A 19824-nucleotide genomic window follows, 5' to 3' on the forward strand; every position below is an offset into this window, starting at 1 on the left:
CTCTCATTAAAAAGTTTGTAAATCCTATGTCAGAAATCATACTAGCTTGTATTTTTCCTAACCATCTTTACTGTTATTGGTTTGTTAGATCTTTGACATCATCTCTGATCCGACGTTCTTGAAATTCTTTTTTTGGAATTTCAGGGTTGTCATGTTGTTAATTTTTCAAGGTTCTTTATGTTCTCGCCCCTCAGCGACAACTTCTAAATACTATCACATTCATTTATCAATGTCAACAACTTTTTTCATCTTTTTTCAAGTCATTTCGTCAGCTCTTATGAACTGATTTCGTATCATAACCGGGTGATTATATAACGAATAAATCTCAAAATCTGATGCTTTATAGATGTTTCTGACACCGTCTCACGCAACAGCTTTTATAAGATACCACCATCATTTTACAATGTCAAGCATATTTTTTCTTTTTTCTATTTTTGTGTTTTTCCTATTATGTATTTTCTTATTCTCTTCTTATTTTCTTTTTATTTCTTTCTTTTATATTCCTCGTTATAATCAGATTTTAAGATACTATACCTGTTAGTTTCTCCGTTTCCTTTATACTCAGCTTATATTGTATCTATACTCTTTGCCTATACCAGCTCAAGTCTTTCAATTATAAAACCTTCATTCTCCATGTGATATACGGTTCCGCAATATGGGCAGTTTCTCTGACGGACAGAATCAAAGCTTGCTCCACAATTCCTGCAATACACAGATGTAATGGAGAATCCAGGAGGTTCCATGTAAGCAACATTTCTCCGAAGTGTAACGTCTATACAGTCTCCGCACCTGTTGACGCGTCCATTCTTCTCACTGTAATTTATCCACCATGTTCTGAGTGTCATGCACAGATGACTTTCCTCCATATGTATATCCTGCACTGTCATAGCCTGCATATATGTCATTTCTATAATATCCTGAAAGTATGGATTTAATGTTCCACCACAATATGAGGCCAGATTCTCCGGGTGGTCTGACATAATCGCCATACGGATAAGAGATATGATCTGTCCCTCAAACTTCTCAAATGAAAAATACGGATCATATGGTGCAAATGCACTTTTGACCTTTCCTTTTGTTGTCACATAGGACCAGAACGGTATTCTCTTTCGTCCATCCCTGTTGAACTGTTTTGTCATAAATATAATAATAGAAATTATATATCCAAATATTCCGCCCATAATAAGTGCTACAAAAAATGACATTAACAAAGCCTGCGGTATTGGAGTTTCCCGGTCGAGAAAAGAAGGTATAAAACATGCAAGGAAGAAAACCAGCATTGTTATCCCTGTGGCCTTTCCCATCTTCTTCTGATTCTTTGTAGAAGCATTCTCTCGTATAAAAAATATATTTGTTACACGGGGAAACAGATCACTGATACGAAAAACCGTACGACAATAAGGGCAGCCTTCCGTGAGAGCTGCCACAGGACTAACTGCACCGCAGTTTGGACAAGACATGGACATACGTGTAAGTTCCTGCTCATTTGGAGTATGGACAACTGTCTCGTACATCGTATCTTCAGTTACACGCTCATATATTATGCCGGTTGAATTCTGGAATTGCAGATGTCTGTCAACACCCTCATACATGAGATCAACTGTGTACCAGGATGTCTTTCGAGGCACTCTTGTAGTTCCCATCGTTTCTCTCTTCACAGGTGATGTATGCTGTATCATACGAATGCCTTTCCGTGCCATTCTATCCTTCTGAAGGCGAAGAATATATGATGTGTCTCCATCACAGCTGCGTGGACGCATGTCAGAATCATACCAATGATTTAATTCTATGGCGAAATCATCAAATATACTTCTGTGTTTCTCCCATGTTGGAGTATATTTCTTAAATGCTGTCACCTGTTTTCCATAACAGATCAAAGAAATTATAGCGGCTATGATCAAAGCCGCTCCAATACACAGAAAAACAAGAGCCGGCGTCTTATCTATATCCTCAACTGTATAGACTGAGGCTCCGAGAAGTCCCAATGCCAACAACACTATCCCCCTCACGAGCAATTTTGTATCTGGCGCTGGCACCTCCAATTTACGTTTTTTATTTGAAAGATTTGATATATCTGAAAATATTGACATTTTCTTTTCCCCATAAATCCCATTAAACTTTTATTGTTATTGTATCTTTGAAACTATGCCATTTTCCGTAAGTGTCTGCAGACATTCCGACGCACTGTCATCGTGCATCATCTGCCACACCTGTTCCATTCCTGGTGCAAGCGGTTTTCGCAGGAACTCTTCTCCCGATATCCAGTACACTTTGCCCTCTTCTGAAGATATAAGTTCCCCCTGATACTCATCCGTCTTGTACAGAAATCCGACATTTCTCACAGCTCCAGTCATCCAGTGATATATTCCGGTGAGCTTTGGATTGCTTATGGTCAGCCCGGTCTCCTCATATATCTCTCGTATCACCGATTCTGTGAATGTCTCTCCGGGTTCCACATGTCCACCAGGGAATGTCGTTCCGGAATAGCTTTTCCCTACTTTATCGAGTGCAAGTACACGCCCAGCGTGATCATATACCATGCACATATTCATAAATATTACCTTCTCTATTTCCGCCATTTTCTCCATCCTGTTGTTTCTATACATTCTGTATGTATTCTCCGGTCTATGGATTTATATCGCACTCTATATACTATATATCATAATGTGCGAGTACGATAACACGTTACTATCACAACGAGCTTAATTATCTTATGCTCTTTTTCAGAATGTCATATTTGTTATCTACATCATTTTGTATATTCTCCGAGCGCAGCCTTCAGATACTCATACCTCAGTCTTTTCTCTTCCTTTGCAAAATGTACCTCCCGCTGCTGCTCTGGATTATCCTCGTAATTCAAGACTTCATCGCCGAACTGCTCGCTTGTGAGATCAAAAGCGCAGTCACCTATCACATTGTAACAATGATAGTTTCCACCCGGTCTCTTTATACCGTACACCTTTCCGCCAAATATATCCTGTGCCAGAAAAGCAGTGATGGAACACTGCCCCAGCGTCATGTTATCCTTTGTCCATCTGTCCCTCATCCTCGGCGCACAGGTGTCCGCACACCAGATATGACTCAGGGCATCGTACAGGTCTGTTGGGGTATTTATCCCCAGATATTCATCTGTGATGGCTGGTACATCTGCATGCTCCCAGCCCCAGAAATTGTATGTCTTTTTTCCGTTGTCCATCCATCTCACCTTCGATACTACATTATTCCACAGTATTTTCTAGCACTCCAATATTTTCTATCTTACATCTTACCACACCGCCGCCCTTAAGGTACAGTGGTTATCATATATCCGTCAAGGCTCTTGTCGAAACAAAAAGCCACCCGGATATAAATATCCATTCGCATTCAACCGCGAATCATATTTATACCCGGATGGTCTCTATATATTCATATGATATTGTCACTTGCGTTATCTACTACAGCCCTACCGAAGCTTTCCGTACTCCTCATCCGTCACAGGCTCGCACCATTCATTTGATGTCTCCTCACCTGGAACCTCGATTGCAAGATGGCTGAACCAGCTGTCAGGAGCTGCGCCGTGCCAGTGCTTTACCTCAGCAGGAATGTTGATGCAATCGCCTGTTTTCATCTCCACTGCAGGCTTGCCCTCCTCCTGATAATATCCGCGTCCGCCGACACACACAAGTATCTGGCCGCCGCCGCTCTTTGCGTGATGGATATGCCAGTTGTTACGGCAGCCCGGCTCAAATGTCACGTTGAACACTCCAACCTGACTTGTCGATACCGGAAAGAGATAGCTGTGTCCTATGAAATACTGGGCAAATGCATCATTTGGCTGTCCGATAGGGAATACCATGCTCTTTACATGTGCTCTCATGGCCTCATCCTCATATGGAAGATCGCCCTCATTTACATTCCACACTTCCTTTGCAAGATTGAATACTGCCCAAGCCTTTGGCCAGCCGGCGTAGAAGCCAACATGTGTGATGACCGCTGCGATCTCCTTCTGTGATACACCGTGATCCTTCGCATTCTGAAGATGGAACTTCAGCGATGAGTCAGTAATTCCCTGTGCCATAAGTGCCACAACAGTTATGATACTTCTGGTCTTTATATCGATGTCATTGTTGTTCCAGTTCTCCCCAAAGAGAACATCGTCATTAAAATGTGCAAACTCAGGAGCGAACTCTCCGAGTGCATTTCTTCCCGCTGTCTGTACTATCTTTGCCATTGTTTTTCTCCTTCCAAATGTAACTCTTTTTCATTTATTCGTTGGATGTATGAAAGTTATTATCATCCTTCACTAATTTGTCATACATCTATTCTTTACGCGAGGGTTTTATCTACCCACTTCTCGATCTCCTGTCTGTTTGCCATGTTGAGCAGTCCGCCTTCTACAAACTCAGCTCCCGGTGCCGACGGCTGGAGTTCCTTGATCGTGTTGCCAAATCCGCTTCCACCTGATGTTGCGAACAATGTGCTCTTCTTGCCTGTGAAGTCGTACTTCTCAAGGAATGTATTGATGATCGTCGGAGCCACATACCACCAGATAGGGAATCCAAGTACGATCTCATCATAATTCTCAATATGTGCATTTGAATCATCAAGCTCCGGTCTAAGCTTCTTGTCGCTCATCTCGACGCTGCTTCTGGATTTCTTGTTCATCCAGTCAAGGTCAGCCTTGGTGTACAGCTCCTTTGGTTTGATCTCGTACAGGTCTGCGCCTGCTGCCTCCGATATCATCTCTGCAACCTTTTTCGTGGTTCCACTTGCGCTGAAATATGCTATAAGCTTTTTTGACATTATGTAAACCTCATTCAACTAAACGTCATCCCATTCTAATCACCTTTGACGTGGAATGATGCTGCATGTCAAGTCTTCGTCAAAAACCTGACACATTCCAATATCCGCCCACACATCCTATGAATGTATGAGCATAAAAATAAACAAGTACTTTTCAATACATGCTTATTTTAGTCCTGATATATCTATATGTCTAATACCTATATTGAATTATCTGTTATGCCTAAAAGGCATATTGTTACATCAGTCACTTAATGATAGAAATTTTCAATTAACTCACTTAATCTTCTGGCCGCTTGATTTTGCAAATCCCATGTGATATAAAGTAAACGTTGTTTACCAAATAGTAAATGGAGGTGGCTATCATTCGGGGAAGTACAAAGGAAACAAGGGCGGCAATACTGAAAAGTGCCATGGAAGTCTTTCTTGAGGTTGGATATCAGGAGGCGTCCATGCGTAAAATCGCCGCAAGGGCCGGTATAACCGCAGGCGCAATATACAAGCATTTCTCAGGCAAAGAGGAAATGTTTGACGAGATATTTGAGGAAAGCGGCAGAAAGCTCATGGAAGTCACTGAATCCATGATCGGAATAGACTTCACTGCCATGTCAGATGACGAGCTGCTCAAAGTGTTGTATTCAAGGGTATCAGTACAGATCTTCGATATGCTTGAGGGCGACATGCAGCTCTTTCATATGCTGCTAAAGAATGACTCCGGCAAATGTCTGGAGAAATTCCGCAGTATCTACATAGAAAGAAGTGCTGGCTTTGCGCTTAAGTATTATGACGAGTTATACAAACGTGGGATCGCAGTCAGGAAATTATCTAAGAAAACAGTGTATATGCTCTCTCTGGCTGAGTTCTCAATGGTCTGTGAAATAATTGCAGATGACTCATGCCAAAGTGGAGTCACATCAGAGATGAAAACTGCATTTATGGAAGCTATGAATGTTCTGCTGCACGGCATAGAGGCAGGACTGCAGATAGGAGGAAAAACTAATGGAAAAAAAGAAAATTGAAAAGGGTTCTGTCCAGGAAACTCTTCTTCTTCCACTGTACGGAAGAAAGCGTGCCATGGAGATGTATCCGGGAAACTTTAATGATCTTGACTGTCAGAGGATATACAACGAGGTCGAGATAGACTATAACAGGAAAGGTATCATGGAGAAAATCGGTGCTATCATGGCTGCCACCAGACAATATGATCTGGCATCCGTCTGCCGATCGTATCTCAAGGATCATCCAAGAGCCTGTGTTGTGAACCTCGGCTGTGGTCTCGACACAACATTCAGCCAGGTGGATAACGGACAGGCACGTGCGTACAATCTGGATTTTCCTGACGCCATAGCTGTCCGCAATGAACTTTTAGGTGAGCGTGAACGCGAGACAAATATCGCCTGTGACCTCAACGATCTCTCATGGTTTGACAAGATAGATTTCCACCCTGAGGACGGGATCGTATTCTTCGCATCGGGGGTCTTCTACTATTTCAAAACTGAGCAGGTTAAGACTTTGTTTGCCGCCATGGCTGAGCATTTTCCTGGAGGCAAGCTGGTATTTGACGCGACGAAGAAAAAGGGTCTTAAGAACATGCTGAAGACATGGCTCAAGGACTGTGATGACAACATCGGTGTTTATTTCAGTGTCGATGAACTCTCGGAACTTAAAAGCTGGAGTTCTTCATTCAGTTCTGTCATCAGGAAAGGATATCTCACAGGGTACAGACCTCTTGACAAACGATATGGATTTGTACTCAACACTGTTTTCAAGCATCTGGACAAATCCTGCATGTGTCAGATAATCGAGATCGAATTTAAATAGACAGTCAGGTCCATGATTGATCTGTATTGATAATTTGACTGGTGTCAAATAGAAAGGAAATGTAACTATGGATTACGGATTTACGCAGAAATTATTTGGTTATTTCTATCACAATTCATGTGCGAAACAGGCAAAGGCACAGCATCTAAGCCTTGACAGTAAGGCAATAAAGAACGAGTACAAGGCAGTCCTTGAGCGTGCCGATGACATAGGAAAGTCGCACCTCATGAGCTCATACTGCATGGGCGCATATTTCATCGCACTAAACAGAAAGACTTCTCTTTCACCGGAGGAATGTTTCAGCCTGTACAAAGACGGGCTGTACAACAATAAACTTTTTCATATGGTTATTGGAAATGCAGACAGCTATCTCGATGAAAAAAAGCTTCCGGGAAGGAAGAAATGGTCTGAGGAATCTCATCTGAAGCGCTATAAGAATGACTGGGTTCTTGACATCATCGAGGGCGGACCAAACGATGACTTCATACTCGGCTATGATTATCACAACTGCGGGATCTGTAATCTCTGCCGCGACGAGGGGTGCTTTGAACTGGCAAAGTATCTGTGCCGTATGGACTACGTGCTCGCTGACATGATGGGCATGAAGCTCACAAGGACACAGACCCTTGCCGAAAATGGAGCTTACTGTGACTTCCGCTATGGACGGAAGTCACAGTAATTGATCTATCTTTTATAATCAAGTTCTCCCACTGCCATAGGATTCAGATTCAGTGTCACCCATTTGACCGAAAGTTCTGTGAGTCTGTTTATATCCGTCTCATCGGCATCTTTGATGCCGTTTATGAGTCCGGCAAATTCTCTCTGCTCGTCCACGTCAAGTGGTGTGCCCATACATATGTATCGATACAGGGCATTTGCCATGCTCTTGAAATCTGAATCCCAGTTGCAGCATGCGTTATCTAGTATCTCATAGGCAAGTTTTCCCGATATACGGATGACCTCGCCCTGAACTGTGCCCGCATGTCCCGAACCAGGCACAAGAAGATTCCACAATTCTTTATGCTGCTTCTGCCAGCGCTTCTCATGAATGACGATCGGCGATGTGCCGTCATATTCTACCCGCCTTGGAACAGAGGCAACTCCGAGCAGTCCGTACAGACTCTCCATCGCCCTGTCAAGCTCCGGCATAATATCTGGACTCATATCTTTCCTGCGAAACTCTATATCCTCAGCCGCGCTTCTCATATATGTTCTTATTTTATCTGTGACCGGAACTCCTATCCCGATCAGATACTCTGCTACCGGCGCAAGCTTTATCAGATCAAATGTCCTTGCCCAGTGAAACGCTCTCTCAAGTGGAGTCTCCCCTGATCTGGATGTCACTTCTGCATCTGCTCCCGCCTGTATCAGACATTTGACAAGCTCAAGATTGCCAGTCTTCACAGCCACATGCATTACGGTCTCTCTGTCAAGGCCCTGGGTGGCTGTTATGTCTGCGCCCAGCTTCACCAGCGCTATTGCCTGTTTCTCTGATGACATTCTTCCAGCATGATAAAGCAGCGGTGTGTAGCCATACTGGTCAACATAGTTGATGTCGATCCCCTGCTCTATCAGCCACCGCATCATCTCCTCTGAAAGTGGAAATTCCAGTGCATTTCCCTTGTTGTATCCGCCATATGCATTGATGTCGCATTTGCCCAATACCTTCTTGATGTCCTCATCACTTGCCGTCTGCACAAGCTGCTCAAAATCCTTTGGCAGTGTTTTTCTCTTTGCCATGTGTGTACCTCCCATATTCTATTCTACTTACCCCTGATCTTCCTGACATTCCTGTTCATCATATGCCTTCCCCAGTTTCTGTACAGGAACGCCTTCACCCTTGACATCTCCTGATGGTGTTCTTTTAACAGTTCATCCGGCGAATCATACACTCCGAAATCCTGATTGATACCTTCGCTCTGGATATATGTATTATTCCTGTCAAAATCTATAACAGGATTCTTAAAGTCCTTAACTGCCACTCCAAATCCGCAAAATGCACCCGTACACTCACTGTATTTCGCCTGCAGCTTTTTTAGATATCCCATATCCAGAATAAACGCCTCAAGCTCATACCACCTGTTTTCAAAATACACTTCTACCCAGCTATGGAATACATTCTGTGGTGCATTTCTGTATACGATTCCTGTCATAGCGCCCTTCTGTAGCTTTTTATCAATGGTAAATCCATGCACTCTGCACGGGATATCGCAGGCTCTAAGCAGCGCCATGAACAATGTTCCCTTGGTGTTGCACTGTCCATAGCCATCCCGCAGCACCCTGGACGCCGGGACACTGTCATCCACATTATATCCAAACAATATCTCATCCCTGACAAATGTATAAATGGCCTTCAGGCGTTCAAACTCTGCCATGTCACTCCACTTTCTCTCTCTGATGAGCTGCTTGATATTCTCATTTGAATAGTCGAGCATCTTTGTCTCTGTCAAATAATCGTGCATCCCTTTTACCTCTTATCCGAAAAATTGCATATCTGTATCGGTGTGCCACCTTCCATAACGTGGAAACCGTGTCTCTCATAGAAAGCGACATTCTTGCTGTCCTCCTGCATTCCCTCTATGTACAGATAATTCTTATATTTATCTCTAATATATTCTACCATATTTCCGGCTATTTTCTGCCCCTGATATTCAGGATGCACAAGAACATAGTGTACAAATGCCACCAGCTCTGAATCATCCAACACTCTTGCAAGTCCGACAAGGCGCTCACCCACCATCCCATGCGGTAAGAACAGTCTGTGAGTTCATAAGTGCTTTGTGAAGTCTCTGTGGGTATTCTGCCGAGATCCACCCAACCGACTTAAAAAGCTCCTGTACCTGATCCTGTGTAAATGTTTTCTCTTCTGTATATTTTATCATTATGTCTACCCCCTATGGTCACATTTCTGGCACTGTGTCATCTCGTTTTCGTTGTCTTCCTTGTAAAAGGTTCCTGACCACTGACAAATACTCTTAAGTATCGGTACAACGGATCTGCCCTTATCTGTAAGTGAGTATTCAACTCTCGGAGGAATCTCATCATATGATCTTAGAAAACTTTGGTTTTCCATATTCGGAAACATATTTCTCAATGTCAAATTGATTTTTCTTGTCAAAATCCGAAAGCTCTTTGTACATCTCGTTTGCGGTTATATCGACCTTATCTGAAAAGAACGGTCTTACTCCACGCACCTGCAATATACATTTACCGCCATCCATAAGAGCCAGGCGGTCTTGGCTCATAAGCTCCCGCCCAAGTTTCTGATAGTTCAGACCATAGGACTGAGATGTTCCTCTGGTATCAGAGGTGTTGTACGTGTCAATAGTTTCCTTACCCAGCACTTCCGACAGATCTTTTAATGTTGACTTCTCCTTGCCACCCAAAAACAGAAATGTATCGCAGTTACCCTCGATCGTCTCTGCGTTATCCTTATAAATTGACTTTAACTGTGCCTTAGACTGTAGGATAATGGATGCCGATATCTCTCTGCTTCGTATGGTTGCAATCAGCTTGTCAAACTTCGGAATCTGTCCGATGTTTGCGAACTCGTCTAAGATACACCTAACATGTACCGGGAGCTTTCCATGGTATTCATCGTCTGCAATCGTACAGAGCAGATTGAAAAGCTGTGTGTACATGATTGATACCAAAAAATTAAGGGAATCATCTGTATCCGAAATAATGACAAACAATGCTGTCTTTCTTCTACCGATGTCCCCTAAGTCGAGTTCATCATATGCTGTTATCTCCCTGACTTCCTTGATGTCAAATGGTGCAAGTCTCGCACCACAGGAAACCAGAATACTCTTGGCTGTCTTACCTGAAACAAAATGTCAAAGACTTTTTAGTACCCATACATTTCATTGCATGAAAAAAGCCACTGTAGATTTCTCCACAATGGCTATAAAGTCATTTTTATTCACTTTTGATTTTCGGCAACCTCATGCCCAAACTGGAATAGGTTTGACACTTTAATCGGGACTGAACTCCTTATCGGTAATGACATAATGAAATTCATCTGCACCAAAGGTATCTTTGTCCAGATCTGTAATAGTAAATGTAGTTCCATCAAATTTCATATAGCCGCTGGTGCCGTCAACAACAACGCCATCTTTTACAATGTCCAGATAAACAATTCTATCGATGCTATTCAACTCATAGGCCTGCCAACCGTCCACACCCTGAAAATAGGCTGTAACATTGGCAAACGGTTCATCGTTTTCCTTCTTGCAGACAAGATAACTGGCACTGTCCTCCGATACCCAGGTGGCAGTCATTCCCCAAGGACCTTCCGTTGATACATATCTCCCAAATTTATGGTCGTTGGTACGGTTAATTATGAGTCCTACAAAAGAACCAACAACGAGTACAAGAATAAGCACAACGACACCAACAATGATTTTTACATTCTTCCTCATGATAAATTCACCCTTCCATAAATTCATCTGTTAAGAATATTCTTATTTTTCGCTCTTATTGAACATACTAATTATACCACAATATATGCAAGTTTTCCATATGCTTTTCTACCTATGCCGTATGCTGATTTGCCCTAACATCATTCTCAATCAGCCTCTTTATCTTGTCCTTCATGCTTTCTTCGGCATCCTCATTGAAATGCACTCTCACAACATACATTGTGCCACCTATCTGCTTTCTGAGTGCTACCGGTGTGTGTGATTTTCTATTCTCCATTTGTGTTCTCCTTTATGTCTGCCTGGTAAGGAAGAGCCTCTTTCAGCTGACAACCGGAAGCTGACAACCGACCTCTAAAAACTCTCAATTCCTTTTATTTATAGTTACTTTTCCTAAATTTACTTTTTCTCAAATATTCCGTTGCTTTCGTTGTCAGAACTATATATATCCCTTAAAAACATAGTAAATATAAGGTTTTATAGAACATAGAACCGACAACGGGGTTGGCAACGGGATAGACAACCAGCCGACAACCTATCAGGCATTTATCTCTCCATCCACTCCGGTGGCAATGATAACTGCTCCATCTGCTCCTTGGTTATCGGTTGAAAATCCTGACCTCTGTTGTCAGGCTTCTCCCATCCTTTCTGCCTGCGGTATGGTTCAGGAAAATGTCTTGGATTACTAAAGGCAATCCAATCACTGCAGTTATTCATAATGTCATTAATCTCACGAATTTCCCATTGTGCCGGATTTCCGTCATTTCCCAATGCCTCAGAATATAACTGCCTTGAACATACCATGCTTCCCTCGTAATGCTCCAAATAGTCAAGAATCAGCTCTTTCTTGGTATCTTCCTGCATAAACTGCTTCTGATACTCACAAAGCTCTTTTTCCATCTCTTTCGGAAGCCTCAGCTGGCATTTGCCACTCCTGTAGATTTCCATAGCCTCTGCCCACATCTGGTCGATATATTCCCTTGATGTCTTTTCATCATCGAGTATATGAGTTTCCGCCTCTTCCATATTGCAAAGAATAGGCAGAAATCTTCGGTTTCCCGACCTGTCCATAGGCAGGAAATCCAGCGAATTTGATGAACCGGCAAACACGCACTGCCTCTTGTGGTCTTTGGGATGCCTGTCGTATGGGGTCTTGTAAGTGTCTTTCTGTCTGCTCATAAAGGACTTGGTATCTTCCACATTCTTGGCATTGAGAATTGCCACCATTTCAGGGAACTCTATAATCAGATGCCCCTGTATTTTTCGGTATACATTATCATCATCCATTTTCTTCAAGTCATCCGTAAACCAGTCATCTTCCATGGCAAGGAAACGCAGAAAAGTGGATTTACCGGCTCCCTGACCACCTACCAGGCAGAGCATTACTTCAAACTTGATGCCCGGGCATGAAATTCTTGCTATCGTCCCTATCATAAAAAGCTTCATTACCTCATAGGTGTACTCACTGACCTCTGCCCCTAAGAAGTGATGCAGTGCATAGCGTATCCTCTCCCTGCCATCCCATGTTATGGAATTGATGCGGTCAAGAACCGGATGGTATCTGTTTTCATTTGCCACGACCTTTATCACATCCTCAATCCGCTTTTCGTTGGATAATCCATAATGCTTTTCAAGGTAGACAACAAGGAATTTCAAATCAACATCCGTCAGGCTGTCGCTTTCACGATACCATCCCAAATCCCTTGTAATGTCGATTTTATCCGTAAACATGTTCAGACGGAATGCACCCTGCAGATTAGGGTCATTCATCAAAATCAGACGATAGTTACCGACTGTTTTCCTGACTTCTCCCTTTTCTGTGCTCTCCAGCATCGCCCTGACTTCTCCGATACTCTTCAATTCTTCCTGCAATCGACTTCACCCCCTTTCCAATGTCAGAAACAACAGAAGCTCTGTCAGGGATATCCTTTTCAAGGAGAGTATCAAGCTGATATTCCACTTTACTGATATTCTGCAGAGCTTCTACAAAGCAGGGATGCCATTCCTCATCCATGCTCTTCGGTGCATATTCTGTTTTCCATTTCCTTAACAGATGATAATAGTCTGACAGAACACAAAAACACTGCTTCTGCTCTTCATCCAGTATCTGCTCCGGTGTTTTCTTTGGTGCCATCTTTTTCGGTGGTGCCCGGTTGGTTGCGTCATAATTCAGTCCAAAGTCAGATGCAATCTTCATTGCAGCTTCCTTTGGTGCAAGCCCGAAATATTTTGCCACAAAATCTATCGCATCTCCGGTATCTCCACAGCCGAAACAATAGTATCTCTTATCAATCTTCATGCTGGGAGTCTTGTCTTTATGAAACGGACAACAAGCCAGCCCACTCCGGTTGATTTTGATGCCATACTGCATAGCCACCTGCCTTGCAGTGACATTTTCTTTCACTACTGCAAATACATTCATGCTTATCCCAATTCCTCTCCCCTTGCTTTTTTGTGTGCTGGTGTTTCTGCCACCTTTGCTCTCTGCTCCTCTACAAGCTTCCTGTTTGCCTCAAGAAGGGCACGGACTGACTTCCTTGCATGTTCCTTTACCTCAGACTTCTTTTGCTCCTTTATGCGTGGATTTTGCAATGTTTCCATTACTTTCCCGGCTACTTTCTGTGCCATGCCCCTGAGCCTGTTTTCCAAATTATCAAGACACCTTCCGACAAAATCCCGCTTGTCCTTTGGTGTCTTTCTCTCATCCGAGGTCAGCCACTTTTTATATCTGCGAAGCTCCTCAATATCTTCCGCCCTGGTCTGCTCTGCCATTGTATCAGATACTGCCTCACACGCTTTTTCATAGGCATCCTCAGCTACCTGTTCCACAAAATTCTCCATATCCAAAACTCTCATGGTAATCTCATCCAGAACTGCCTGCTTCTCTGCAATTCGCTTTTTCTGATTTTCAATTATAAAGTCCTGCTTTTCAAGATAGCCTGCACCACCATAAACCGGCTCACACTCCACCTGCACTCCGTTTCTCTGTGCTATCTCCAAAAACAATTTTCTGCATTCTGCATCAAAGTTCATTTTCCGGTTATTGTATTTCCCTTTCTTTTTTGCTGGGTCAGGCAGTTCAAAGCCAAGCTCTTCCAGTGCCTTATCCTGCTGGGGACATAATTCTCCATATTTGTTTTTTGCGTCAAATACATGCCTCTCATGAATATGCGGGGTTGCCTCATCCAGGTGCAGTGCCCAGTCCAATATATGAATGTGGGAGCCATATCTTTTATTGAACTCGTCAAAGAACTCTGCTGATACCTTAGCTAGCACATCCGGTGTAACCGCATGGTCTATATTGCCAAGCTGTATCACGCTTTCTTCCGGGCAGGTCTTATTGTTTTTCAGTACATCATCAATCGTTCTGTTTCTCTCCGGATGCCTTGCCTGCTCATTCCTCTCATTCTGTGCATCCACAAAATCTGAATAATGCTCATAGTAATAGGCACGCTCAATTTCTGTAAAATTAAACTGCCTCTCTTGGGAACTGCCCGCAAAACTGTAACCCTGATAGCAGTCCCAGTAAACATTCTGCTTTGTTCTTTCCGAATCAATATGTTCACTGTGCTCCACATCAAAATCCCTGTCATTATGCTTTACATCATAGACTCCATGCTTTCCACTTCTGCCATTATGCCTTGAAGCTTTCATTGTCTTTTCTCTCCTCTCCACTGTTTTGTTTTTTTGATGGCGGAGCCGATAAACCCTTGCGTTTGCGGCAAGTAATACCCCGTACTTATTGTCGCTACGACAATAAACTGGGCAGGGCTTCTGCCCTTGACCTGATGAAGGCTCTGCCTCTCAACTCCGACAAAGGTTGCACCTCTGTACTCTGCTCCGAAGGAGTTGAAATCTGTCATCCCACAGGACGGATAACACAGTTCAACTTCTCCGGTTGCCCTGCATTTCCTGCGGAAATTTGAGCATGAAAAAAGCACCCAAGACTTCTCTCAAGTGCTTTCTGCGAAATCCTATTCAGGCATTCCAATCGTCGGTTCCAATGCAAGACTGCCTGCCGTTGCATAGACTCCGTTCTCCCTGTCCTGCCTGCGGATTTCTTCTTTCATTGCCTGCATTTTTGCACGCTTTTCATTTTTTACACGCTCTTCATATTTCCTCTGCCATCCACTTTCTTTTCTTCGTAAATACTGCTGATGTCTCCTGTCCTTGATTCTGTTAATCCGGTCAATCTCAGCCTGCTCTTCAGCAGTAGGTTCTGTCATCATTGCCGGTGGAACATACCGACCAACAAAATTGAAATAGATTTCAATCTCCTGCGTGGTTTGGATGCTCCCCTTTCTGTCTCTTTCATGCACCAGCACCTTATCAACAAATTCATTTACCATTGCCGGTGTCAGTTCCTCGAACTTCTCATATTTATCAATCAGTGCAATAAACTTGCCGGCAGAATTTCTGCTTTTCTCATATTCTGTGAGCTTCGCTTCCAGCTCCTTAATCTCTGCATCCAGCTCCGCTTTTTCCCTGGCATACTGCTTATCAAGAACCTCATATCTGCTGTCCGGTAGTTTGCCGAGAATATTGTCCTCATAAATACGGCAGATTAGCTTCTCCAGCTCCTCACAGCGATTTCCAGCCACTGCGATTCTTGCCCTGACCTTTTTTACCTCTGCATCCTCCTGTGTTGACTGTGCCATTGTTATGGTGTCTATGAACTCGCTCCGGTCATACTTTGCATATTCAAAGATTGCCCTGAGTGTGTCTCCTATCAGTTCCAGCACCACTGACTCGTTAATCCTGTGCTGTGTCTTGCACAATGTTCCGCAAGGTACCTTGGTATAAGCAGAACAGGTATACTGGGCAATCCTCTTTCCATTGCTTGTCCGGTGCACATACATTTTTGCACCACAGTCAGCACAATACATAAGACCGGTAAGAACATGATGCTCTCCCCATCCGTCCGGGTATCTCCTTACATTTTCCCGTAATTTCTGCACTGTATCAAAGGTCTGCTGGTCAATAATCGGCTCCTGCGTATTCTCAAATATTACCCAGTTGTCCTCTGATACATAATGGCTCTTTTTATCCTTAAAATGCTTCTGTGTTTTAAAATTGACCGTGTGACCTAAGTATTCCCTTTTCTTCAATATCCCGACTACTGTAGAAGAACCCCATCCATAAGGGTCTTTCACTTTCTTGTTTCTGTTATTCCCCTGCCCGAAGCGTGCCATATGCACTGCCGGTATTTCCACTTTTTTCTCCTGCAGAAGTTTTGCTATCTGATAAGGACCCAGCCCATCAATAGTCCATTTGAATATCAGCCTCACAATTTCGGCAGCTTCTTCATCCACAATCCAATGGTTTCCGTCATTTTCATCTTTCAGGTATCCGTATGGTGTAACACTTGCCACATGCTTTCCGGATTTTCCCTTGGATTTGAATGTGGATTTTATCTTTTTGCTGATATCCTTGGCATACATTTCATTCATAACATCCCTGAATACAAGGAAATCGTCATCTCCATTGTAACTGTCATGATTATCGTTAATTGCAATCAGACGAACTCCCTTTTTGCGAAAGAACTCCCGGAGCTGACCTACCACAAGATAATCCCGCCCTAACCGGCTCATATCCTTTAGAATAATGGTTTCCACTTCTCCATCTTCCACAAGCTGTATCATAGCCTTAAAGGATGGTCTGTCAAAGGTTGTGCCGGATATACCATCATCAGTGAAGTGCCTGAACCTGGTCCACCCTTTTTCTCTGCAATAATCTTCCAGCAGCTTCTTTTGATTTGATATACTGTACGACTCCCCAAGGTTCTCATCCTCTCGGCTTAATCGTTCATATAATACAATTATTTTCTCACTACTCATGTTCTGCTCCTTTCCTCTGTATTTGAGCCAAAAGTAATAAGCTCAAAGAGAATCTTTAATCTGTTAAGGTACTAAAAAGTCTCTTTCATCTTATTACACCCGCCGCAAGCTTATATTTATGATACTGTCGTACTGCAAAAGAATCCGGATCTGCTTCTATGCCCTCTTCATCATTACCAAATTCTATGTCTTTGAACATAAGGTCAATGGCATTCTCGAAGTCCTCATCCTCTTCTCTTGTCTCCGATGCATCTATCATGGCTAAAAGTGAGACAAAATTTCTCTCACTCTTCTTACAGTATTTCACAATGTACGCCACATACGCTGTGAACAGCAGCCTCTCAGCTTTCACCCAGAAATCTTCTCCGCTCTGTGCGCCCTCACCCTTTGTATTTGCAATCAGCGTATTCACGAATTTAAGCACATCCTGCTCCGTGTGAATATATGCAAATGGGTTATAGTGCATGGACTTTGCGAAGTTGATTGTATTGAATACCTTTATCTTATAAGGTGTCCTCTTGTAGATCACCTTACCGGATTTGGTCTTTAAGGTCTGTCCGTTCTTGCCGACCTTCGGTACTTTGTTCCCTTTGTCGTCAAGCTCCCATGCCCCTCTTGCAAGCATGGTACCCACTTCTTCAAGTACAGTTCCCTTGGGATCAGTCACTACATATGAACACTGCATTTGCATAAGTGACGGTTTCACAAATCCTCTTGTTTTTCCTGCTCCGGAACCTCCGACAATCAGGATATTTTTGTTTCTGTCGTACTTTGGGTGTTCCGGTCTCGTCATTCTGAGCCACTCTGTCGCAGTCAGCGGAATGTTGTTCCACTTAACCGGGTCTGTATATGGTTCAAAATCCTTATCCGTTCCCCACTTGGCAGAGCCATATTCCTCTCTCGGACGGAACTGCTTGGCATTCTTCTTTCTGGAGTTCATGAAGAGCTTGAATGCCACACCTGCGCCAATACCACAGATAAGCGGTGTCAGCTTAAACGATGGTGCAAAATAAGGCTTGACCTGGAATATCAGTGAAAATGCTTTGACACACTTATCCAGCATATCGCCGCCATCTACTGATACCACCGCCTGTACATACTTATTTATCACATAAAATATGATTACAAACGGGATTCCATCAATCGCTATCTTATTCGCATTCAGCTTTCCATTCTTGTAATATGGTTTCAGTATTTTCTTGGGTAATGCCTTCAGGTCATCGAGTACGGCACCGCCAATATTCTTCTTTCCCATAAGCACCACCTACAAACTTGTATCCCGGCTCTTTTTCTTCGTTTTTTCACGCTGCCGGTTCTTGTCTTTCTGTTTCTTCTGTGACTGCTCCTTCTTGTCCTTGATTCTCTCCGTAAGCGACTTATCCTTCTTCGGATTATGTTTTCTCGCCGCTTCCTTGATTTCCTCCTTTGCATTTGGTGTGATACTTCCGGATTCCAAAACTTCATTCTTGTGATCCTTGATCTCAAATCTCGTAGAGAATCTTGACAGTGTTTCCACATCATCCATATTTATCTCACCATTATTTACAAAGTCAGCCGACATAACCTCCTTGCCCTTATCATCGTAAAGTACAAGTGTCTTGGTCATTTCCTTCTGCTCCTCAAGTACCTGTTCGGAAGCCATCTTCAGTAATGCTGCCATCTGGTCTATGCTTTTCACTTCACAGAATGCAGTATGCGTGATGGAACCATCTGCCCTCGTTACCTTTTTCATATCCACCGGAATATGACTTTTCTTACAGGCTTTCTCCAAAAGTTCCGCTGTTCTCTCATCATTCACATCAATATGCGTGACATCTTTGCCCTCTCTGTTGAATCCCTTTAATGAGCCATGCGTTTCCTTATAATTCGACATTACCTTATCGACAACCTTGCCGAGCAATGTCTCCTTCTGTTCCTCGCTCATACCAGGATTCTGCTGTTCAGACCGCTTGCACGCATCTGCAATGGCAGTAATCAGATCTACGCTGACAGTCACAATCGCCTTTCCTGTCTGGAACGACTCCTGCGTCAATTCATCGACCATTGTTCTGTCCTCCCGATATTATTTTCTCTATGCTTCCTGTCCTGTGTGGGTGGTCTTACCCACGGAATACCATTTTTGCTATACATCAGGTATCCTCCTTCTTTTTTATTTGAACTTCTGGACAATTTGTCCAAAAGCTGCTTTCTTGTTCTTTGTCCATGAAAGGACAAAAAAAGAGCATTCATGCTTTTACACATAAATGCTCTGACGCTGTTTTATTATAAAATTGTCTTAGCTGTTGTTCCCTACAAACTTGAATTTTTGTTATTCTACGATACCTTCAATATAGCTGTAATCAATATTTCCCTTTGTAACAGAATAGAAAAACGGATCTTTTCTAATTGTATCATCTGAGTTGATAATAAAATTATTCCAATCGCCTGCCTCGTTGCCATCAGACAAATAAATAGTAACTTTGAAACTATATCCCGTATATTCCAAAGATGGCTTTGACCGCTTTACTTCGACGCCATTCAAATTTTCGACAATATGCTGAATCTGCTCTTTGTCGGTAATATGTGTTGCGTTTCCGCTATTGCCATTGAAAACAACTATTTCCATGACCTCATTAGGGTCTAAGTCCATCAAGTCGAGTGGAATATTAAACCATACAACAATGCCAATCAAAAGAATTATCACAACAGACAGCAATATGATGATTTTCTTTTTCATATCAGCTCAACTCCTTTGTCAACTACCGATTTGTTTGTTCCATAAAATTCATTTTAGTCGCTTTCAAACTTGCTGGCGGCGGACGGTTTGTCAAAACCGTTTGCGGACGGCAAGTACACAGGGGATAGTCGCTTTAGCGGCGCAAGGGGGTGTAGCCACCTTGACGGAACAAAGTGACGCAACATTCTCGGTCATGCAGCTTTTTTCTGCTGACAGAGAATGAAGCTCCGCAGGACGCACTACTCTCGAC

Annotated in this window: 23 protein-coding genes and 1 pseudogene; 3 read left to right on the plus strand and 21 right to left on the minus strand. The window is 43.0% G+C overall.

Translation table 11 applies throughout. From position 1 onward, the window contains the following. Window positions 1-590: 590 nt before the first annotated feature. The 5 genes from ARA78_RS13145 to ARA78_RS13165 all read right to left on the minus strand — a co-directional run bounded on the left by ARA78_RS13145 (window position 591) and on the right by ARA78_RS13165 (window position 4782). Window positions 591-1994: a hypothetical protein gene (locus ARA78_RS13145; RefSeq protein ID WP_172674937.1), complete on the minus strand. Its 1404-nt coding sequence runs from the start codon at window positions 1992-1994 to the stop codon at window positions 591-593. Window positions 1995-2126: 132 nt separating this feature from the next. Then, a complete protein-coding gene (locus tag ARA78_RS13150; RefSeq protein WP_055274027.1) occupies window positions 2127-2579 on the minus strand; it encodes an 8-oxo-dGTP diphosphatase in 453 nt (150 codons plus the stop codon). 170 nt (window positions 2580-2749) lie between these two features. Beyond that, window positions 2750-3196 (minus strand): YunG family protein, encoded by a 447-nt coding sequence (locus ARA78_RS13155; protein ID WP_055280702.1) that lies wholly within the window; start codon window positions 3194-3196, stop codon window positions 2750-2752. Between the two features lie 246 nt (window positions 3197-3442). Then, complete coding sequence (locus ARA78_RS13160; protein WP_055280704.1) at window positions 3443-4210, minus strand: carboxymuconolactone decarboxylase family protein; 768 nt, start codon at window positions 4208-4210, stop codon at window positions 3443-3445. Window positions 4211-4305: 95 nt separating this feature from the next. Next, window positions 4306-4782, minus strand: a complete 477-nt coding sequence (locus ARA78_RS13165) for a flavodoxin (RefSeq protein WP_055280706.1) — start codon at window positions 4780-4782, stop codon at window positions 4306-4308. A gap of 350 nt (window positions 4783-5132) precedes the next feature. Here ARA78_RS13165 and ARA78_RS13170 point away from each other — a divergent pair, with 350 nt between their 5' ends. The 3 genes from ARA78_RS13170 (at window position 5133) to ARA78_RS13180 (ending at window position 7282) form a co-directional block, all read left to right on the plus strand. Beyond that, window positions 5133-5801, plus strand: a complete 669-nt coding sequence (locus ARA78_RS13170; protein WP_055280708.1) for a TetR/AcrR family transcriptional regulator — start codon at window positions 5133-5135, stop codon at window positions 5799-5801. Beyond that, complete coding sequence (locus ARA78_RS13175; RefSeq protein WP_055280711.1) at window positions 5782-6603, plus strand: class I SAM-dependent methyltransferase; 822 nt, start codon at window positions 5782-5784, stop codon at window positions 6601-6603. The genes ARA78_RS13170 and ARA78_RS13175 overlap by 20 nt, the downstream gene beginning before the upstream one ends. A 67-nt stretch (window positions 6604-6670) precedes the next feature. Then, window positions 6671-7282: an L-2-amino-thiazoline-4-carboxylic acid hydrolase gene (locus ARA78_RS13180; protein ID WP_055280713.1), complete on the plus strand. Its 612-nt coding sequence runs from the start codon at window positions 6671-6673 to the stop codon at window positions 7280-7282. A gap of 5 nt (window positions 7283-7287) precedes the next feature. On the opposite strand, the gene ARA78_RS13185 is transcribed toward ARA78_RS13180, so the two are convergent. The 16 genes and pseudogenes from ARA78_RS13185 to ARA78_RS13250 all read right to left on the minus strand — a co-directional run bounded on the left by ARA78_RS13185 (window position 7288) and on the right by ARA78_RS13250 (window position 19574). Then, entirely contained in the window at window positions 7288-8343 is a 1056-nt protein-coding gene (locus ARA78_RS13185) for an ankyrin repeat domain-containing protein (protein WP_070097499.1), read from the minus strand. A 23-nt stretch (window positions 8344-8366) separates the two neighbouring features. Continuing rightward, on the minus strand, window positions 8367-9065 hold the full coding sequence (locus ARA78_RS13190; RefSeq protein WP_004853624.1) for a transglutaminase-like domain-containing protein: 699 nt from the start codon (window positions 9063-9065) through the stop codon (window positions 8367-8369). Between the two features lie 5 nt (window positions 9066-9070). Further along, window positions 9071-9343 carry a GNAT family N-acetyltransferase gene (locus tag ARA78_RS13195; RefSeq protein ID WP_004853622.1) on the minus strand — a complete coding sequence of 91 codons (273 nt, stop codon included), beginning with the start codon at window positions 9341-9343 and terminating at the stop codon, window positions 9071-9073. Beyond that, complete coding sequence (locus ARA78_RS14130) at window positions 9333-9485, minus strand: hypothetical protein (RefSeq protein ID WP_004853620.1); 153 nt, start codon at window positions 9483-9485, stop codon at window positions 9333-9335. The genes ARA78_RS13195 and ARA78_RS14130 overlap by 11 nt, the downstream gene beginning before the upstream one ends. Before the next feature lie 5 nt (window positions 9486-9490). After that, a complete protein-coding gene (locus ARA78_RS14615; RefSeq protein ID WP_081445879.1) occupies window positions 9491-9688 on the minus strand; it encodes a winged helix-turn-helix transcriptional regulator in 198 nt (65 codons plus the stop codon). After that, a pseudogene (locus ARA78_RS13200) lies at window positions 9645-10430 on the minus strand (VirD4-like conjugal transfer protein, CD1115 family); the annotation flags it as partial. The gene ARA78_RS14615 and the pseudogene ARA78_RS13200, both read right to left, overlap by 44 nt. A 147-nt stretch (window positions 10431-10577) precedes the next feature. After that, on the minus strand, window positions 10578-11024 hold the full coding sequence (locus ARA78_RS13205; RefSeq protein WP_015533334.1) for a hypothetical protein: 447 nt from the start codon (window positions 11022-11024) through the stop codon (window positions 10578-10580). 112 nt (window positions 11025-11136) lie between these two features. Further along, window positions 11137-11301, minus strand: a complete 165-nt coding sequence (locus ARA78_RS13770; protein WP_004853612.1) for a transposon-encoded TnpW family protein — start codon at window positions 11299-11301, stop codon at window positions 11137-11139. A gap of 266 nt (window positions 11302-11567) precedes the next feature. After that, window positions 11568-12854: a virulence-associated E family protein gene (locus ARA78_RS13210; RefSeq protein ID WP_023923443.1), complete on the minus strand. Its 1287-nt coding sequence runs from the start codon at window positions 12852-12854 to the stop codon at window positions 11568-11570. Continuing rightward, complete coding sequence (locus ARA78_RS13215) at window positions 12808-13443, minus strand: CHC2 zinc finger domain-containing protein (RefSeq protein WP_004853608.1); 636 nt, start codon at window positions 13441-13443, stop codon at window positions 12808-12810. The genes ARA78_RS13210 and ARA78_RS13215 overlap by 47 nt, the downstream gene beginning before the upstream one ends. Window positions 13444-13445: 2 nt before the next feature. Further along, a complete protein-coding gene (locus ARA78_RS13220) occupies window positions 13446-14675 on the minus strand; it encodes a hypothetical protein (protein ID WP_004853606.1) in 1230 nt (409 codons plus the stop codon). Continuing rightward, on the minus strand, window positions 14672-14884 hold the full coding sequence (locus tag ARA78_RS13225) for a hypothetical protein (protein ID WP_004853604.1): 213 nt from the start codon (window positions 14882-14884) through the stop codon (window positions 14672-14674). The genes ARA78_RS13220 and ARA78_RS13225 overlap by 4 nt, the downstream gene beginning before the upstream one ends. A gap of 111 nt (window positions 14885-14995) precedes the next feature. Beyond that, complete coding sequence (locus tag ARA78_RS13230; RefSeq protein ID WP_012744311.1) at window positions 14996-16858, minus strand: recombinase family protein; 1863 nt, start codon at window positions 16856-16858, stop codon at window positions 14996-14998. A gap of 85 nt (window positions 16859-16943) precedes the next feature. Beyond that, entirely contained in the window at window positions 16944-18113 is a 1170-nt protein-coding gene (locus tag ARA78_RS13235) for a type IV secretory system conjugative DNA transfer family protein (protein WP_055280718.1), read from the minus strand. 9 nt (window positions 18114-18122) lie between these two features. Continuing rightward, window positions 18123-18902 carry a hypothetical protein gene (locus ARA78_RS13240; protein ID WP_008402188.1) on the minus strand — a complete coding sequence of 260 codons (780 nt, stop codon included), beginning with the start codon at window positions 18900-18902 and terminating at the stop codon, window positions 18123-18125. A gap of 264 nt (window positions 18903-19166) precedes the next feature. Continuing rightward, window positions 19167-19574: a hypothetical protein gene (locus tag ARA78_RS13250; RefSeq protein WP_055147668.1), complete on the minus strand. Its 408-nt coding sequence runs from the start codon at window positions 19572-19574 to the stop codon at window positions 19167-19169. Window positions 19575-19824 lie beyond the last annotated feature (250 nt).

The sequence above is a fragment of the Coprococcus eutactus genome (assembly GCF_001404675.1).
In the GTDB taxonomy this organism is placed as follows: domain Bacteria; phylum Bacillota; class Clostridia; order Lachnospirales; family Lachnospiraceae; genus Coprococcus; species Coprococcus aceti.

Coding starts and splice junctions, on each gene's coding strand:
- ARA78_RS13235 (WP_055280718.1), bottom strand. CDS start 18,113: ATGGGAAAGAAGAATATTGGCGGTGCCGTACTCGATGACCTGAAGGCA.
- ARA78_RS13165 (WP_055280706.1), bottom strand. CDS start 4,782: ATGTCAAAAAAGCTTATAGCATATTTCAGCGCAAGTGGAACCACGAAA.
- ARA78_RS13170 (WP_055280708.1), top strand. CDS start 5,133: ATGGAGGTGGCTATCATTCGGGGAAGTACAAAGGAAACAAGGGCGGCA.
- ARA78_RS13150 (WP_055274027.1), bottom strand. CDS start 2,579: ATGGCGGAAATAGAGAAGGTAATATTTATGAATATGTGCATGGTATAT.
- ARA78_RS13195 (WP_004853622.1), bottom strand. CDS start 9,343: ATGGTGGGTGAGCGCCTTGTCGGACTTGCAAGAGTGTTGGATGATTCA.
- ARA78_RS13770 (WP_004853612.1), bottom strand. CDS start 11,301: ATGGAGAATAGAAAATCACACACACCGGTAGCACTCAGAAAGCAGATA.
- ARA78_RS13230 (WP_012744311.1), bottom strand. CDS start 16,858: ATGAGTAGTGAGAAAATAATTGTATTATATGAACGATTAAGCCGAGAG.
- ARA78_RS13225 (WP_004853604.1), bottom strand. CDS start 14,884: ATGACAGATTTCAACTCCTTCGGAGCAGAGTACAGAGGTGCAACCTTT.
- ARA78_RS13175 (WP_055280711.1), top strand. CDS start 5,782: ATGGAAAAAAAGAAAATTGAAAAGGGTTCTGTCCAGGAAACTCTTCTT.
- ARA78_RS13205 (WP_015533334.1), bottom strand. CDS start 11,024: ATGAGGAAGAATGTAAAAATCATTGTTGGTGTCGTTGTGCTTATTCTT.
- ARA78_RS14615 (WP_081445879.1), bottom strand. CDS start 9,688: ATGTTTCCGAATATGGAAAACCAAAGTTTTCTAAGATCATATGATGAG.
- ARA78_RS13190 (WP_004853624.1), bottom strand. CDS start 9,065: ATGCACGATTATTTGACAGAGACAAAGATGCTCGACTATTCAAATGAG.
- ARA78_RS13215 (WP_004853608.1), bottom strand. CDS start 13,443: ATGAATGTATTTGCAGTAGTGAAAGAAAATGTCACTGCAAGGCAGGTG.
- ARA78_RS14130 (WP_004853620.1), bottom strand. CDS start 9,485: ATGATAAAATATACAGAAGAGAAAACATTTACACAGGATCAGGTACAG.
- ARA78_RS13220 (WP_004853606.1), bottom strand. CDS start 14,675: ATGAAAGCTTCAAGGCATAATGGCAGAAGTGGAAAGCATGGAGTCTAT.
- ARA78_RS13240 (WP_008402188.1), bottom strand. CDS start 18,902: ATGGTCGATGAATTGACGCAGGAGTCGTTCCAGACAGGAAAGGCGATT.
- ARA78_RS13155 (WP_055280702.1), bottom strand. CDS start 3,196: ATGGACAACGGAAAAAAGACATACAATTTCTGGGGCTGGGAGCATGCA.
- ARA78_RS13180 (WP_055280713.1), top strand. CDS start 6,671: ATGGATTACGGATTTACGCAGAAATTATTTGGTTATTTCTATCACAAT.
- ARA78_RS13160 (WP_055280704.1), bottom strand. CDS start 4,210: ATGGCAAAGATAGTACAGACAGCGGGAAGAAATGCACTCGGAGAGTTC.
- ARA78_RS13210 (WP_023923443.1), bottom strand. CDS start 12,854: ATGCTGGAGAGCACAGAAAAGGGAGAAGTCAGGAAAACAGTCGGTAAC.
- ARA78_RS13250 (WP_055147668.1), bottom strand. CDS start 19,574: ATGAAAAAGAAAATCATCATATTGCTGTCTGTTGTGATAATTCTTTTG.
- ARA78_RS13185 (WP_070097499.1), bottom strand. CDS start 8,343: ATGGCAAAGAGAAAAACACTGCCAAAGGATTTTGAGCAGCTTGTGCAG.